Here is a 17209-nt window from a genome sequence, read left to right on the forward strand (position 1 = left end):
AGGGTTCTGGATTCGCGATAAGGTTTGATTTCGCGAGCGTAGTAGTTGTCTCCCTGTTGTCCGTTACAACGGCGAGACTTTGATAAGAGGCAGACTAGTTTCTCGGGAAATGCGTTGCGCTAGTTGTTGTAACTCATCAGGCAACCCAAAGTGGGACGAAATGCATTATCGCTGCAGCAAAACGGACTTGGGACAGTGAGAGTATCGGTTAAAGGCCGCGAAACATGAGATGGCCGGCACAGAGTGCCGGCCATCTCGCATTGAGGCGATGTTGGAGCGAACTAGAAGCTTAGCTTCAATCCGCCTTGCATAACGCGCGCTGGAATCACGCCGGTTGAGGTGATCTGACCGAAGTTGGAGTCGCCGGCGTTCGAGTCAGGTTGACCGAAGCTGGGATGGTTGAGGGCGTTGAACATCTCTACCCTGAACTGTAACTTGTAGCGTTGCTCATAAGCCCAGTTCTTAATCAAAGCGAGGTCCATGGTGCGAATGGGCGGCACATGATACTCGAACTTCTCCGAGTTGCCGGGTGTGCCAGCAGCGTTTGGCACGAATGCATTCGCGTTGATGTAGTGGTTGATCCAGTTCGACTTGCTGCCCTGGCGGATACCCGGGTTCTGGCCGGGAACTACATCGGCGCGATCCTGCCCTACAAGGAAGCCGGAGTTATTGTTTCCTTGTCCACCGTTGATGGTGAACGGCGAACCCGACTGCGCAGTAAACAGCCCGCTTACTTCCCACCCACCCAGTGTGTTCTTGACCAGAACGTTGTGGCCTTCGAATTTGGGCGCTTCGTAGATGAAGTTGGTAACCGAGATCAACGGGTAGTTGAGGCTCGACAGACCGTAGTCGTGATGAAGATCCAGCGGATCACTGACGCTCGATTCGAACTGCGGATCGCCTGAACCTCCAACGTCGGTCGTGCGCGACCAAGTAAAGTTCGACTGCACCTGTATGCCATGCGAGAGGCGCTTCTCAAGACCTGCCTGCAGTGAGGAGTAGTGTGATGTCGCACCATCTTGAACCTGCTTGATCTGGCTAAAGCTGGTGTACTTGTAGCGAGTCCCGAAGAGCGGGGAGGTGGGATCGTTGTTGCCGGGATTCTGTTCGACCGTCGTGGCCTGGTGGAACGACTCCGCACCCACGTAAGCCAGATGCAGTGCAACCGTCTTGCCGAACTGCTGTTCGAGCGACAGGTTCCAGCTCTGCGTGATGCCGAGCTTGTAGTTAGGGGCGAATACGGCGGGAAGATTGATCGGCGAGGTGAAGGAGACGTTGCTCGCCGGGACATACGTAGGCGTGGAGAAGGGCGGGAAGGGGCTCGTACCGCCGGTGGCTGCGAACCCTGCCCATGGATTATCGAAGGAGATGGGCGTCGTTGATGTGCCGGTTACGTTATAGCTGGGCGAGAAGGGTGCTGCATCCCAGGTCTGATTGTAAAAGGCATCTTCGAGCGGCGTCGTGAAGAGACCGAATCCGGCACGGATGACCGTATCCGGGTGCGCCTGCCATGCCACACCGATACGTGGTTGGAAGTAGCCATAAGTTGTCGGCATCAAGGCAGCGTTGAGCCCCTTGTCGCCGGGAAAGATAAGTCCAACGGGTGCGTTCGCGAACCGAGTGCTTTGCTGTCCGGGAACGAAGGAAGCGCCTCGCCCGTTGACGACGGTAAGAGGAAAGTTGGGGTCCCAGCGAAGGCCCGCGGTCAGGGTTATGTTCTGGCGGAACTTGAACTGGTCCTGTGCATAGAGACCGACCATCCATCCGTGAGTGCTTCCGCTTTCACCGGCACCTTGCGAGAGGCTCTGCTCGTCTCCGAGCAGGAAGTCCGAGAGCGGATTGTTGGTGTACTGTCCATTGAAGTTGACGCTGGGGTTCACGCTTCCGCCATAGAGTTCGTGCCCTTTGCGATGCATCAGATCAGTACCAACGACGATGGTGTGGCGGCCAAGCGTCTTGGTCACCGTATCTGTCAGCCACCAGGAGCGACGTGTGGTGTCGTTCGGTGTTCCGCCGGAGAAGGCTGCAAAGCCCTGGCCGCCACCATAAAGGCTGTTGCCGTCGAAGGCAGAGAGACCGCTGATGTTGCAGGAGGTGGCGGGGTCGTTGACGTTGATGAACTCAGAAAGGCAGATCGCGTTGCCGTTGGTATCGCGCTCCACGGTGCCGGTCTGAAAGTCCAGCGAGGAGTAGGAGACCGTGATGCTGTTCAACAAGGACGAGGTCATCGTCCAGGTGTGGTTCGCCACCTCGTTGATGTAGATTCCGTGTTGTCCTTGAACACCGGCGAGAATGTTGCCGGGAATTGTCGCACCGGGAAGAATGTAGCTGTACGTGAAGCTGCGCAGAAAGACACGCTGGTTGGCGTTAATGTTGTAGTCCATGCGTGCGGTGCCTTCGTCGTAGTTGGAACGCGAGGCGGGGTTCACGTAGTTGACCAGACCGGTCGATGGGGTCTGGCCGAGCGGAAGCAACGCCGCAAGCTTGACTGCTCCGGGGCTGAAGAGCGCCGGATCGACTTGGTTGGGAACCCCGTTGATCGTGGCAAAGGGACCGGTGAGCGTCACGGGAACAGCGCTAAAGTCGCCGCGCAACATGGCCGCGGTCGGCGTGTAGGTCGAGTTCGTGGATGAGGTCAAGGATTGCCGCGTGCCCTGGTAGTTGGCAAAGAAGAAGAGCTTGTCCTTGAAGATTGGGCCGCCGAGGTATCCGCCGAACTGGTTCCGCTTCAGCGGATCAACCGCCTTCGAGAAGTAGTTTCCGGCATTCAAAGCGCTGTTGCGAATAAACTCAAATGCGCCGCCATGGAAACTGTTCGTACCCGTCTTGGTCTGGATGCTGACCACCGCGCTTGGGGCGAAGCCATAGCGGGCGTCAAAGTTGTTCGAGATGACACGGAACTCCTGCGTCGCATCGGCGTTCGGGAAGGGAGCGGCGAGCAGCTCGTACATATCCATATTTGCAACACCGTCGAGCAGATACCATGTGCTTCCCTGGCGCTGTCCGCCAGCAGAGGCACCGGACTCCGTGGGAAACGAGTTGTTGCCGGGCGTGGTGCCGGCCTGCGACTGAAGTTCGTTGGTCACGCCGCCAGAGAGGAATACCAGGCTCGAGGGATCGCGTCCGTTCAACGGCAGCTCCTTGACGGAGTTTTCATTGATGACCTGACTGATCTCGGCGCTGGTCGCGTTGATCATCTCGGCCCCGCCTTCCACGTTCACCGTCTCGCCCGCACTGCCAAGCTGGAGAGCGACGTTCAGCGTTGCATCCTGGCCGACGGTGAGGGTAATGCCGCTCTGAACGCGTTTGGTGAATCCCGTCGCTTCCGTAGTGAGCGAATACTGTCCCGGAGGAAGATTGGCGGCCACGAAGAAGCCGGCGTCGTTCGACTCCGTCTTCACGGTCAGATTCGTGCCCGTGTTCTGGACGATAACGCTCGCATGAGGGACCACGGCTCCAGTGCTATCTGTGATAGAACCAGAAAGCCTCGCGCCCGTCGTCTGGGCTGTTGCGCTCCGTCCAAAAGACAGCGTGAGACAGAGCAGCAGAAGGCTGAACCGAAGTAGTGACTTCCTCATGTTATTATCCGTTTTCAATTCCGGGCTCCTAGCGAGTGGTTCAAAGTCTTATGTTGTGATCTCTTTAATCGAGATATCTTGACCGCTGGAGATGAGACAGGAGCTCTAACCACGTCGATTTTCGACGTAATTTCGATTCCTCTTTAACCTGACTATGATTAGGCTTGTGTATCTTTGGCTTGCCCGGACTATAGACAGCGCCTCCGCCGTGAATCAAGCAGTTTCACTGTCAATCAATGCGATTCACCGTGAAACGGGAAGGCTATCGCTGATAACAAAGGCTGCATGACGAGCGAGACGGCTAGTCAAGCACGCGGTATGCCAGCACGCGTTCCTGCGGAGCATTGCCGCCAATGCTCGCGGTTTCCAGTAAAACTTCGAAGTGCGGCATGTGACTGCGGGCCGCGCCGATCTTCCGGGCAAACGCTCCAAACGCTTCATCGTTGAACAGGAAGTCAGCGGCGGACTCGGTTCCGGCCATCCCCGTCCCCTCGAAGAGCAGAGCATCGCCACTTCCGTCGACGCCGCTCAGGAAAGCCAACACTCCATAATTATGGCGGCCCCCGTCGCCTCCGGCCTCTTCATAGCTGGCCTGCTCGCCCTTTTGCGGCGACTTGTTTCGGACGTACCCTCGCGAGGCCTTCCAATCGTAGTTCACCGTGAAGTTCAGCTGGCTCTCAAAGAGGCTCACCCAGGGATTCGCGCCCACTCCACCTATCAGAATGACATTGCGGCTCTTAAGGTCGTCGATGCGAACGTCCCGGGCGTAGCGTGCTTCGGGATGTTTTGGCATTGCTTCCGGAACTCTCGCAATCCGCATAGCGAGGCTGAGGTCGGCCATGCTTGTATATTGATGCGAGTTCAGCCAGCTTGCCGAGAGAGGTACAGGTCCCGCCGCGGTAGGGGAAGCCGTTGAAGTCCCGGACGATGGTTGTAGCCTTTCGAGATAGCTTCCGCTCAGGTAATCATCAAGCGATACCTGAGATTTCGTCAGTTCCTGCACGAGCACAAGCGCGTCATCCGAACTGACAATAAGCGCTTCACGGTCGGATCCGAAGATCCTTGCCCAAACAACCTGCGCGATACCCTTCGAATGCGTTTCAGGAGAATGGCGCAACAGGAGATCCGAGGCCAACGCTACGAGAAGGACTACCGAAGCAAACCAACCGAGCCACGAAGGGAACCTCGACGATGGTTTGATCGCAGGCTCGATAAGCCTTATAGGCGCGGGCAGGGAAATTGTTGAAGTAGTCGACGGCTCGGCCGTCGCGACAGCGGGCATCTGTGCAACGGCCAGCGTATTCCGCTGGAATACCGGAACGTAGCCTCCCTTCGGGATAGTGAGGATCAGCGGAGAGTTTGGATGTTCGTGTTCGAAGTACTCTTCCAGCTTTTGCCTCAGCAATCGAGCCTGAGAACGGACGATGCTGTCATCCGCAGCCTGGTATGAGGGCGATCGGCTGAAGACGTTGATGCCGATCTGCTGCTCGTTGATACGTTCAGCTCTTCCTTCGAGAGTCTGCCTACATATATAGGTGAGGAAGCTGGAGAGCCGGGCCGCCTTGGCGAAGGTGCGTGACGCCAATATCTCTTCCACTAGGCGCCAGCGCTCATCCTCCCTATAAGAGGCTGGAGCTACGGGGGCGTCCGCGTTGGATGGTGATTGCAAAAGTAGAGAGGACACCTCGCTGGCTTGTTCAATCATACAAGAGCGTCCGCTAGAAGATGGTGCAGAGAGCATCTTTTGATGAGGCCCGAATGCCCGGTTTTTGACCGTCAAACTTCGGGTCGCACGGTGAAAAGCCTTGCCAGTGTGCAGCTTGGCTGTTCATACTACGGCATTCCTATCAAAGAGGGACTTACACAAAATAGATGTGGACGCGGAGACAGTTTCTAGGTACATCCTGCACTGGAGCCGCTGCCGCAGCCCTTGGCGTGTCTGAGGTTTCGGCGCTCGCTGCGTCGCCGGCATTGCTGCCGGACGAACGCCTCTCGGTAGTTGATGCGGCACGTGGAGTGCTCGAGCGCCAACTCGGCAAGCGGTCGGAAGAATTTCATCTTCGGACCATGGCCTACGCCCCAGACGGACACGAGACCTACGAGTTGGAGGCAACGGGCGGGACGGTTGACGTTGCAGGGACAAGCGCTGTCGCCATCTGCCGGGGAGTCTACAGCTATCTGCGGGAACGCTGTGCGGCGATGATTACCTGGAGCGGATCGCATCTCGACCTGCCTGCACATTTGCCTGGTCAGGTGAAGACCCGCGTTACCTGCCCGTACCAGCACGTGCAATATCTCAATCCCTGCACCTACGGCTACACCATGGCGTACTGGGATTGGTCGCGGTGGGAACGCGAGCTCGACTGGATGGCGCTGCACGGCATTACCATGCCGCTGGCGATGGAAGGTCAGGAGTACGTGTGGCAGAAGGTATGGGCCTCCTTCGGGCTTTCGCAGGCGGAGATCGATGCCTTCAGCACCGGTCCAGCTCAGCTCCCATGGCACCGCATGGGGAATATCAACCACTTCGATGGCCCGCTATCGCAGCATTGGATCGAACAGCATCACCTGCTGCAGCGGCGCATCCTCAACCGGATGCGCTCTTTGGGGATGAAGCCCGTCGCTCCCGCCTTCGCCGGTTTCGTGCCGCAGGGCTTTCTACGCGTCCATCCCGAAGCGGAGACCTTTACTCTTCTCTGGCTGCCGAAGGAGTTCGCAACGATCCCGAGAGAGACGCGTACGTTCATCCTGCACCCGAAGCAGGAAGACCTGTATCGCGAGATCGGCAAGCGCTTCATCGAGAGCTACAAGCAGGCCTATGGCGAAGTCCAGTACTACCTAGCGGACACCTTCAACGAGCTCGCGGTGCCGGTGACGGAAGACCATCGCTACCAGGATCTGGAGCAATTCGGCAAGACTGTCTACTCTGGCATCCAGGCGGGCGACCCCAACGGCACCTGGGTGATGCAGGGCTGGCTCTTCGTCTTCGACTCCTTCTGGGACCCGGCCTCGGTCGAGGCGCTGCTGAAGGGTGTTCCGAACGATCGCATGTTGATTCTCGACTACTCGAACGATCTCACTCCGGGACTGAAGGACAAGTATGCTCCCAGCCCCTGGAAGCGATTCCACGCCTTCTACGGCAAGCAGTGGTCGAACGGCATGGCCCACACCTTCGGCGGCAACAACAATGTGAAAGGCAACCTGGCGCTGATGGCCTCAGAGCCAGCGGCAGTCCTTGCCAGCCCCGAAAAAGGCAATCTCGTCGCATGGAGCATGTGCCCCGAGGGGATCGAGAACAACGAGGTCGTCTACGAGTTGATGACCGACGCCGGATGGCGTAAGGCACCTATCGATCTCGCTACATGGCTCCCAGCATACTGCGTGTCGCGTTACGGCATCTGCCCGCCAGCCATGCGTGACGCCTGGCAACTGCTGCTGGGCAGCGCCTACAGCGCCCACATCTGGATGACCAAGCAGGCTTGGCAGGCCGAGCCGAGTCTGACTCCGGTTGCCGCATCGGTCGACTCCGGGGAAGGGTTCAAGAAGGCGGTGGCACTGTTTCTCTCTTGCGCCCCCCAGCTTGGCCAGGTCGCGCTGTACTGCAACGACCTCATCGAATTCATTGGACAGGCAGCGGGCGGCTTCGTCGACGCGCAACTCGCATTGGCAGCTCAGTCCATTCGCAGTAAGGAGATGCCCGCTGCGAAATACCATGCGGACCGCGCGTTGACGATGCTCAATCGGATTGACGCAATCATGAACCTCCGCCGGGACCGGCGTCTTGAAACCTGGGTTGAAGCTGCCCGTGCCAATGCAGGCAGCCCGGATGACGCGGCTAATCTCGATGAAAACTCACGGCGGTTGGTCACGACCTGGGGCTGGCCGGAGCTATCGGACTACGCTTCAAGGGTATGGTCCGGGCTGATCCGCGATTACTACGTCGCGCGCTGGCGAGCGTGGTTCGATCATCAGTTCGCAGGCAGCGACTTCTCTCTCGATATCTGGCAGCAAACGTGGCTCTCGCGACCATACTCTGCGAGCAGGCCCACACCTGTCCCCGATCTGATCACCGAAGCGCGGGCCATGCTGGAAGCAATCGGGCATGGTTAAAGCCCTGACAGGAGTTTCCTTGACCGCCACTAATCAGGTATCCCACGGTAGCCAACGCCTCCTCTCAATTGACGTGCTTCGCGGCGTCACCGTGGCATTCATGATCCTGGTGAATAATAACGGGCGCGATGACCTCGCCTATCGCGCGCTCAACCATTCGCCATGGAACGGCTTCACGCCGACGGACCTCGTCTTTCCTACGTTCCTCTTCATCATGGGCATCTCGCTGGTGCTCTCGCTCTCCGGCAAGCTTGACCGCGGTGCCACAAGAGCGTCGATCTTCCTTCATGCCCTCAGACGATTCGCACTGTTGATCTTCTGGGGTCTCGTCGTCAACGGCTTCCCATACTTCCATCTTTCAACGCTGCGGATCTATGGCGTTCTTCAACGCTTCGCGGTCTGCTACATTCTGGGCGTGCTGCTGCTCTCTGTAACTCGCAAGGTTTCAGTGATGGCAGGGCTGACAATTGCGATCCTAATCGGCTACTGGGTTCTACTGCGCTGGGTTCCAGTTCCAGGCCACGGCCTGCCCGTGCGAGATTTCCCGCTGCTCGACCATGACATCAACCTGACGGCTTGGATCGATCGGCAGGTATTCCCGGGCCGCCTGTTCGAAGGAACACGAGACCCGGAAGGTCTACTCAGCGATCTGCCATCGTTCGCGTCGGTGGTCCTGGGCATGATCGCCGCGTTCTGGCTGCGCTCCATCCGCTCGCCTCAAGCGAAGGTCCTCGGCTTTCTGTTCGCCGCAATTGTGCTTCTCGCCGGTGGTTTGATCTGGGATGTCAGCTTCCCCATCAACAAGAGGCTCTGGACAAGCTCCTATGTTTTATTCGCCGGAGGCTGGAGTTTGCTCGGCCTGGGAGCCAGTTATTATCTCTTCGATATCCGTAAAGTCTCTGCTCGTTGGATAACTCCGGCCCTTGTCCTCGGCATGAATGCTATTTCGGCCTATGTGCTCTCCGAACTGCTCTCTTCCGGCATAGCAGCTATCCGTATATCCCCGGTCGACTCTCTGCAGCAGCGGATTTACTTCACCCTGTTCCATCCGGTCGTCAATCCAGCATTCGGCTCCTTGATTTACTCGATCTGTTTCGTCTTCGTGTGCTGGATACCAATGTATGTCCTTTATCGGAAGAAGGTATTCCTCAAGCTCTAATCCGTAAGAAAGTAGAAAGCCATGCACCGTAGAAACTTTCTGAAGAGTAGCGTCGCCTGCGCAACGGCAGCCAGCGCGGTGCGCTATGCTCCCGCATTTGCCGCCTCGAACCAGCAGATCGCTGGCAGGCAGGTGATACCGTTCGACCATAACTGGCTTTGGTCACGGACTCTAGATGAGGGCGCTACCGAGCGCGAGTTCAACGAGGAAAGCTTTACCGCGGTCACGCTCCCCCATAGCAACGTCTTCGTGCCGTGGCACAACATCGACCAACGAAGCTACCAGTTTGCTTCGATTTATCGCAAATACTTTTCCTTACCTCCCGAGCTTCGACATCAGCGCATCTTCATTGACTTCGAAGGAGTGATGACGTCCACCAAGCTATGGCTCAATGGCGCGCTCATCGGGGAATACGCAGGCGGCTTTACTCCTTTCAGCTTCGAACTGACCGAGTCGCTGGACTTCGACAGACCAAATATCCTTGCAGTGGAAGTCAATTCGCGAGAACAGAAAGAGATTCCTCCATTCGGCTATGAACTCGATTATCTGACCTATGGCGGCATCTATCGCCAGGTCTCGCTGCGAGCTGTTCCAAGGTTCCATATCAGTGAAGTGTTCGCGTATGCGGAAGATGTAATGACTTCGAGCCCCGGGCTCTCCGCGACCATCCACTTGAGTGATGCCTCTGATCGAGTCGCGAGGCCTGACACAGTCGAGCTTTCCTTGCTCGACAAAAACCATCAACTTGCTACCACCTCACAGCCCTTGAAAGCAATTGATCTTCAGTCGGCAAAGGTCAGCCTCTCGCTGACTTCTTTGAAAGATATCAAGCGATGGGAGCTTGATGCGCCTCATCTGTATCAGGTTCGCGTCCGTCTCCTTCGCAAAGGCGCCGTCGTCGATGAACAGATATGCGTCATCGGCTTCCGGGAGGCCGTCTTCACTCCGGAAGGCTTTCGTCTCAACGGGCGCATCCTGAAGCTGCGTGGCCTTAATCGGCATCAATCATTCCCCTTCGCTGGTCCCGCGATGGCTGCTCGTGTGCAGCACCGCGACGCGTACATCCTCAAGCATGAACTCAAGTGCAATGTGGTGCGATGCTCACACTACCCGCAATCCCGCCACTTTCTCGACGCCTGCGATCGCCTTGGCCTGCTGGTCATCGATGAAACTCCTGGATGGCAGCACGTTGGAGACAGCACACTATGGAGAGAGCGTTACCTCGATAACACGCGCCGCATGGTTGAACGTGATCGCCATCATCCTTCGGTGATACTTTGGAGCGTTCGCATCAACGAGTCGCGAGACTTCCACGAACTCTACAAGAAGGTGAATGATCTAGCCCACTCTCTGGACACGACGCGCCAGACTACAGGTGTCCGCTATTTCCAGGAGTCGGAGCTTCTTGAGGACGTCTTCTCGATGAACGACTTCACGTTTCCACTCAAGACTCCAAACCATCCGCTCTACCTGAATACAGAGTTTGTCGGAGCAGAGTTTCCTGTTCGTCCAGGAGATGATAACTCCCGTCATCGGGAGCAAATCCTTCGCTACGCGGAGATCTACAACCAGATCGCTGGGGATAAATCATTTTCGGGCGGTCTAGGTTGGTGCGCCTTCGACTACCAGACACACGAAGACTTCGGCGCCGGCGATCACATCTGCTATCACGGTGTCATGGACACTTTCCGTCAGCCAAAGCCCGCAGCGGGATTCTTCCGCTCGCAATGCGCGCCCAGCGAAGAGCCGGTGCTTGAACCAGGCTTTCACTTCGCACAAAACGATCAACCCGGCGGCCTGGAGCATGCCGTGATCTGTTCCAACTGCGAGGCGATTCGCTGCTCGATCAAGAAGGGAGAGACGTGGCACCACGTCATCGACCTTTCACCCGATCGAACTCGCTATTCCCACCTCGCTTATCCACCATTTTTTCTCACTTTGCCTGACGGAAACGATGATTGGGGCGACTTGAAGCTGGAAGGGATCATCCGGGGCACCGTCGCAATCACGCGGATGCTGTCGTCGAAAGGCATCGATCAGCAATTCATTCTGACGGCCGATGATACAGCCCTGATCGCCGACGGAATGGACGCTACACGCGTGGCGATGACGATCACAGACGAATACGGTGCGAGACGACCATTGAGCAATGACCCAATCGAAGTAACTCTCGAAGGGCCAGCCATATTGCTTGGAACACCCACGCTCGCGCTTGTTGCGGGTACCGCAGCAGTTTGGATTCGGACGACGGATCAGCCTGGAACCATCCGCGTCTCCGCGAAGCACCCGGTCTTTGGCATCAAATCACTTACCTTGAACAGCAACGCCTCGGATATACGAGGCCTATAACGCCATGAAAAGCTCCCGAACCTACCTCCAATCTGCGATTCGCGTTCTACGAATTCTGGTGATCACCAATGTCTTGATACAGGCTGCATCCGGCCAGTCGGTGCAAAAACGTGCCCCCGTCGTATCATCCAAGGCAAACCGTGCTGAGTATCTTGATCGCGCACAGAAATCGATCGAAACCCTCGATAAGATGTGGCTGTCACGTACTGCTACCTCCTCGACATGGACTGGGATCAATGCCTGGCAAAGATTCCCGATCGCCGACTCTTTGATGGAATACATAAAAATCAGTGGTGATAAGACGCTCTTGCCCGTGGTCGAACTCGCAGTCGCAAATAAAGACGGTCTGGATGGCAATGACGATGACCTATGGGCTGTTATCTCTTCATTGAAACTTTACGACCTCAACAAATCCCCGAGCTTACTGCAATTTGCCCAGACTCAATACAAGCACCTCACGGATGCCTACTGGGACGACACCTGCGGCGGAGGCATGTGGTGGGACCACGAGCGCACCTACAAGAACGCCATCACAAATGAACTTCTCCTCTATGCGGCGACGCTGCTCTATCAGGCAACTGGAGATCGCCTCTACTACACGTGGTCCTTTAAAGAGTGGGAATGGTTTCATCGCTCCGGCTTAATCAATGATCGAAATCTAGTCAATGACGGTCTTGATAAGCATTGTTCCAACAATGGGCAGAAGACGTACACCTACAACCAGGGAGTTATCCTCGGCGGCCTCATAAATCTCTATCTTATGGATAAAGACTCAGGCCACATTGCAACAGCTACAACAATTGCCAAAGCTGCCATCTCAGACCTATCGAACTCCGCCGGAGTTCTGGTCGAACCGGCCGAGGATCTTGCCGTGGACGGGCAAATCTTCAAAGGCATCTTCGTCTATCACCTCGGACACTTATTTCCGCATATTGGCAATGCCGCAGACCGAAGAATTATCTCGGCCTTCATAGGACACAATGCGCATAGTGCATGGAACCTCCCAAAGAGTTCCGGGAACCAGATCAACGCGTATTGGGACAACTTGCATTCACTGTACGGCGCAGCATCTCAAGCCGCCGGCATCGATCTTTTCAATGCTGCGGTGGTCACAGTGAGATGACCTGTTTACTGCTTTTGGCTCAATCGAATGGTACAAGAAGTCGTAAGGGAACCTCTGTTCGCAGTCTTTACTGTAGTCAGTCAGGCGTGGAAGAGGATGGGCACAGTTTCCCAACCGCATCGCTTCTCAACGAGTGCAAAATCGCTAACGCACGTTTCGAGTCTGTTAGGTGTGGATCCTTAGAGCGCATTGAGTTTTGGGCATGTTTGCGACAGAGGAGGCCGCACACATGCATACCCAGAAAGATTGAGAAGCCTGTTCCACGAAAGGTCGTCCTCCGCCTGCCGGATCTCGATTATGCGATCGCATCTTGGAGAGCTGCTATTGCTGACCCGCCAGTCCTATATCTTGCCTACTCGCGTTCACGGTTGACGTAACGCGAGCCGTATACACGTTGGAACAATGACGAGAACGAATCCTCTGAAATGACGGAAACAAAATGGGCTGTCCCCCACGGTCAGCCCCATGCCCACTGGTCAAAAAGTTGATGCCAAACACGGCCCAGAATGCCGGTTTTCGTCGACTCAACCGGCTGGTAACCCCTTTAGAATGTCTAGCCAGCCTCCTTCAACGCACCTTCACACGGTGGAAGTCTTAGGTTCGAATCCTGCTGTGCCCACCATCAAAAATATATATATCAACGAGTTAGAGTCTCAGGAACTTGACTCCAACGTAAAAATGGCTGGCGAAGGTTTGGGCCGTAGAAGAGCCGGGGCTCACCCGCAAGCGTAGCCAACGGCTGGCATGATGGTCACGTTTGAGCTACGAAGGCATTCGCTTGAGGGCCAAGATACTTGTGGTCGATAAAGAGGACTAGCTATCGCGCTTCAGATGCGATCCCGTTTTGCTCAGAAGGAAAGCTTGAGGAAGCTGTCATGCTGCACTTTATTCGCGTGCCGCAACCCTTTCACCGAGTGAGCAGGGTTCGGTGAAAGGACCTGTCCGGTGACCGACCAGTCGAAGAGCATCCTAAGACAGGCCGGCCACTGTTTGACGGTCGGAGCTGGGCGCTCCTTCCGGACGTGCCGGATGAGTGCGTTAAGACCCAAATAATTAGCTAAGCAACATTTGGGTGAGTGTCTACAAGAGGGCACGTCGTCTAGAAAGTAAGACGTCCAGCAACTTGAATGACGCGGGCATTGGGTAGAAGTCCGCTGAATCTCGTTGACGTAATCTGACCAGCGTTTCCTCCCGTAATTCCATTGTTTGGATCAGCGAATGATGGAGTGTTCATGACGTTGATACCGTCTGCACGCAACTCGAATGCAGCTTCGTGGAAGGGGATCTTGAAGCTCTTGAAGAGCGACATGTCAAGCCGGTTGAATCCGGGTCCAGTCACTGTCAGTCTGCCCCGCTGTCCATAAGGCAACGTTCCTGCTTGGCTCAGAAGAACCGCATTACCGCCCGCAGCGACAGCAGCGTCGTATTGCGCCTGCGTCGCGTAAGCCGTAGGAGCCTGGGCGAAGGCGCACGGGTTGAACCAGTGTGCGATCGTCTTTGTGTCCGCGGCGCAGGTCTGGTTCGGCTGCGTAACAGGATTTGCCGTGCCGCCCTTGGCAAAAGGATCACCCACGCGGAACAGTTGCGGCAGAGCGATAGGCGTTCCAGTCTGTACCTGGAAGATAGCCGTCGCCCTCCAGCCACCGATCACTTGGTCCACAATGCCACCGTGATTCAGGAAGGCCTTCCCTTTACCGAATGGCAGCTCATACTGGGGCGAGAAGGTAAACCGGTTACGAACATCCGTTGCACTGGCACCGTACTGGAACTTCAAGCCGAGAAACGCCGGATTACCGGCCTCTCCACCATCGGTACCTTGGATCGGCTGAACGGCATCATCAAGGCTGTGCGACCAGGCATATCCAGCCAGGAACGACACACCATGTGAGAACCGCTTCTCGAGCTTCGCCTGCAGCGAGCTGTAGTTCGCGTCGCCCTCATTGATGACTTCGACAATGTTGCCAAAGTCAAAGAACGGCTGATACGTCTGGCTGTCAGCTCCATTCGGGGTGATCCCCGGATACTGGTTCGCGCCATAGCTTACCCGCAGATGACGAGTTACGTTGCCCTGATACCCAAGCGTAAACGAAAGTGTTGGCGTGAAACTTTGCTGGACGCTCGCGTTGTATGACTCCGTATAAGTGCTCTTCGCGTTCCGGTCCTGCCCGAAGAGAGAAGGAAGCTGCGCGTTCGCCTGCAGTGCGGTGTTGGACGTCGCCGCCGCACCAAAGCCAGTCTCTAGTGTCTGACCATTTGTTGGGCAAACGATACCCGTGTCGACCGTGTTGTAGCACTGGTTCGGAGTCGGCTGGTAGTAGCTGGTCAGGAAGAATGGCGGGTTGTTGTAGAGGTTAAGACCCAGTCCAATGTTCTCCTGCCCGCCGTAGAAGAAACCGAAGCCACCACGAATCACCATGTCCGGCCTCGGCTGGAAGGCAAAACCCAGACGCGGCGCGAACTCGTGATAATCCGGATTCACGAGCGAGCGATTCGACGTGTACTGGATCGCGATGTTGTCCTTGGCGAAGTCATCAGCAAGGAAGGCAGGAATAGGATAGTTCCTCTGCGATTCGGGCAGGTAGAACGTGCCGCTTCCCTGGTTCATCCCGGCGAAGTTACCAGAGAAGTTCGCCTGGAAGTCATGCAGTTCGACGAACGGCTGGGTGTACTCCCAGCGAATACCTAGATTAAGGGTCAGGTTAGGCCGGATCTTCCAGTCATCCTGGACATACGCTGCGTTATACCAGCGGAGGTCCGTGACCGGAGTGGTGCTGTTCAGACCGGCATAGTTTTCCATGTCCAGTTCGAAGTCCGCGAGACCGGCGCCGGTGATCTTGCCGGATACGTCGCCGGGGTCACTAGTGTACGTTCCCTTGAAGCCCTGGTACCCGGTGGAGTTCGCTGACTGCAGACCATAAAAGCGAGTGTGCTGGATGTTTACACCAAACGTGAAGCTGTGCTTTCCCTTAACCCATGCGACGTTATCGATGAACTCAATCACGTTCTGTTTTTCAGCCGAAGGCTCGTACCCTGGAATTCCAATTCCGAAGTTCGAACCGCCGCCGTTGAAGTCTAGAACGGGAAAGCCGCCGAGGTTTGGGCCAAAGGGAATGCCGCCCAGACCATACTGTGCCGCAACGTTGGTCTGCGCACCCTGCGGCAGGTAGGAGGCCGAAAGGAAGTTGTAGCCCACGCGGAATTCGTTCGAAAGATTCGGAGAGAAGAAGTGCGTCTCGCTGAACAAGCCACTCTTCGCATAGTTCGTGTTGCGGCCGTCGGCACCGTATCCGCCGCCATCAAGAACGCCCAACGGCGGAGTGTAGATGGACGGATTGTTGCTGTAGCTATACCGTCCGAACGCCTGGTCCTTCGAGCTGAGGTTATAGTCCAGCCGAACGTCGTACTGCGTCGTATTGTTCTGCGATGCAGTGGCGGGAGCGGTATAGTTCTGCACGACCTGGCCGTCTACGCCCTGGTTCGGAAGTGGAAACAGGTCGAGGACAGTCTTCGCAACCGCGTTGACCGCTGCCGGGCAGATGACGTTTTGCCCTGGGATGGCAGTTTCGTAGACTGGAGTGCTTGTCGGGCAGGTCAGATAGCGGGTCGGATCCTTCGCAGTTTCGGAGCCGCCAACCGTCGGCGTTACATTGCCGCCAACCTTGTACAAGGTGATCGCGCCGTTGCCATTCGTCAACGCGGGATTCAGGTACTGCGAAAAGTCTCCCGTACGCACAGCGGCTGTCGGAACGGTCAAATTCGTCTGCTGCGGCTGGAAAATGTTTACCCGGGTGCCCTGCACGTCCGCAAAGATGAAGAGTTTGTCCTTGATGATCGGGCCACCAAGCGTAACTCCAAAGATGTTCTCGTGGTAGGAGGTCTTTGGCTCGACCGTCGGAGCGTTGAAGTTATAGTTCAATGCCGTGAGGCGGTCATTGCGAAGATACTCCCAGAGCGATCCATGGATGGTATTCGTTCCCGCTTTGATCGAAGCATTGACTGCGGCTCCGGTCGATCGGCCAAGTTCCGCGCTATAGTTGCTCGTCTGGACTTTGAACTCTGCCAACGCCTCCGGTGGAGGACGCACCGCGTAGGTCGCGCCGTTCAAAAAGTCCTGCATGTTGGAGTTGTTATCGACACCGTCAAGGATGAAGTCATTCTGCGAGACTCGGCTGCCATTCGACGAAAATGCACCCGACCCCGACGTTTGTGAATTGCCTTGATTCGGTGCGGCAACGCCCGTCGTCAGCTGTGCCAGGAACAGATAATTGCGATCCAGGATTGGGAGGTCCTCGAGTTGAGACGTGGTAAAGACCTGTCCTGTCGAGCCATCCTCTACCTGCAACTCTGGGGCGGAGGTCACCGTAACCGACTCCGTCGCACCTGCCTTGAGCGAAACATTCACGCCCACCACCTGGCTTACGTCAACCCGAATGTTCTCTCGCTTATACGCAGAAAAGTTCGGCGCCGAGACCGATAGCGTATACAGACCGATCTTGATTGGAGCAAATCTGTATGATCCGCTGCCATCGGAGGTCCTGCTAAACGAAAGATTTGTCTCCTGGCTAACCAGCGTGACGGAGGCCCCGCTAATAACACCAGCTGAGGCGTCCGTGATCGTCCCGGTGATGGCACCTTGATCGACCTGTGCGTCGGCCTGAAGACCAGTTAACAAGCAGAGAATTGCTCCAGCCAACACAAACATCCTGAGTTTGAAAGGTATATCGATTCCAATACGCATAAGGGGAGGCCCTCTTTCGATTCGATTGGCTAACTGCATTCCCACATGAAAAGTTGGCTAATCGTTTTAGGCGAACAAGAGAAGTTTCAGATCCGAATGATCTTTTGTCAATGAAAAAATCATTTCGTTGACGAAATTACCCCATAAATGTC

At 56.1% G+C, this 17209-nt stretch carries 7 protein-coding genes; 4 read left to right on the forward strand and 3 right to left on the reverse strand.

The features are described 5' to 3' along the window. Nucleotides 1-281: 281 nt before the first annotated feature. Together HDF16_RS18630 and HDF16_RS18635 are read right to left on the reverse strand one after the other, a co-directional pair. On the reverse strand, nucleotides 282-3578 hold the full coding sequence (locus tag HDF16_RS18630; protein ID WP_184220012.1) for a TonB-dependent receptor: 3297 nt from the start codon (nucleotides 3576-3578) through the stop codon (nucleotides 282-284). 301 nt (nucleotides 3579-3879) lie between these two features. Then, nucleotides 3880-5175: a hypothetical protein gene (locus HDF16_RS18635; RefSeq protein ID WP_348641356.1), complete on the reverse strand. Its 1296-nt coding sequence runs from the start codon at nucleotides 5173-5175 to the stop codon at nucleotides 3880-3882. 275 nt (nucleotides 5176-5450) lie between these two features. Here HDF16_RS18635 and HDF16_RS18640 point away from each other — a divergent pair, with 275 nt between their 5' ends. From HDF16_RS18640 to HDF16_RS18655, 4 genes are read left to right on the forward strand one after another with little or no spacing between them, the layout of a single operon-like run. Continuing rightward, the gene (locus tag HDF16_RS18640; RefSeq protein ID WP_184220016.1) at nucleotides 5451-7688 is read left to right on the forward strand and encodes an alpha-N-acetylglucosaminidase; all 2238 of its coding nucleotides are present in this window, start codon (nucleotides 5451-5453) and stop codon (nucleotides 7686-7688) included. A 19-nt stretch (nucleotides 7689-7707) separates the two neighbouring features. After that, a complete protein-coding gene (locus tag HDF16_RS18645; protein ID WP_246409293.1) occupies nucleotides 7708-8847 on the forward strand; it encodes an acyltransferase family protein in 1140 nt (379 codons plus the stop codon). Between the two features lie 21 nt (nucleotides 8848-8868). Next, nucleotides 8869-11196, forward strand: a complete 2328-nt coding sequence (locus HDF16_RS18650; protein WP_184220021.1) for a glycoside hydrolase family 2 protein — start codon at nucleotides 8869-8871, stop codon at nucleotides 11194-11196. Nucleotides 11197-11200: 4 nt separating this feature from the next. After that, nucleotides 11201-12319, forward strand: coding sequence for a glycoside hydrolase family 76 protein (locus HDF16_RS18655; protein WP_221312890.1), 1119 nt, complete (start codon nucleotides 11201-11203; stop codon nucleotides 12317-12319). A gap of 1099 nt (nucleotides 12320-13418) precedes the next feature. On the opposite strand, the gene HDF16_RS18660 is transcribed toward HDF16_RS18655, so the two are convergent. Continuing rightward, nucleotides 13419-16991 carry a TonB-dependent receptor gene (locus HDF16_RS18660; protein ID WP_184220028.1) on the reverse strand — a complete coding sequence of 1191 codons (3573 nt, stop codon included), beginning with the start codon at nucleotides 16989-16991 and terminating at the stop codon, nucleotides 13419-13421. Nucleotides 16992-17209 lie beyond the last annotated feature (218 nt).

The sequence above is a fragment of the Granulicella aggregans genome, from assembly GCF_014203275.1.
In the GTDB taxonomy this organism is placed as follows: Bacteria; Acidobacteriota; Terriglobia; order Terriglobales; family Acidobacteriaceae; genus Edaphobacter.

Excerpts from the sequence above, each read along its gene's own strand:
- HDF16_RS18630 (WP_184220012.1), bottom strand. The coding sequence starts at position 3,578 with ATGAGGAAGTCACTACTTCGGTTCAGCCTTCTGCTGCTCTGTCTCACG.
- HDF16_RS18640 (WP_184220016.1), top strand. The coding sequence starts at position 5,451 with ATGTGGACGCGGAGACAGTTTCTAGGTACATCCTGCACTGGAGCCGCT.
- HDF16_RS18650 (WP_184220021.1), top strand. The coding sequence starts at position 8,869 with ATGCACCGTAGAAACTTTCTGAAGAGTAGCGTCGCCTGCGCAACGGCA.
- HDF16_RS18655 (WP_221312890.1), top strand. The coding sequence starts at position 11,201 with ATGAAAAGCTCCCGAACCTACCTCCAATCTGCGATTCGCGTTCTACGA.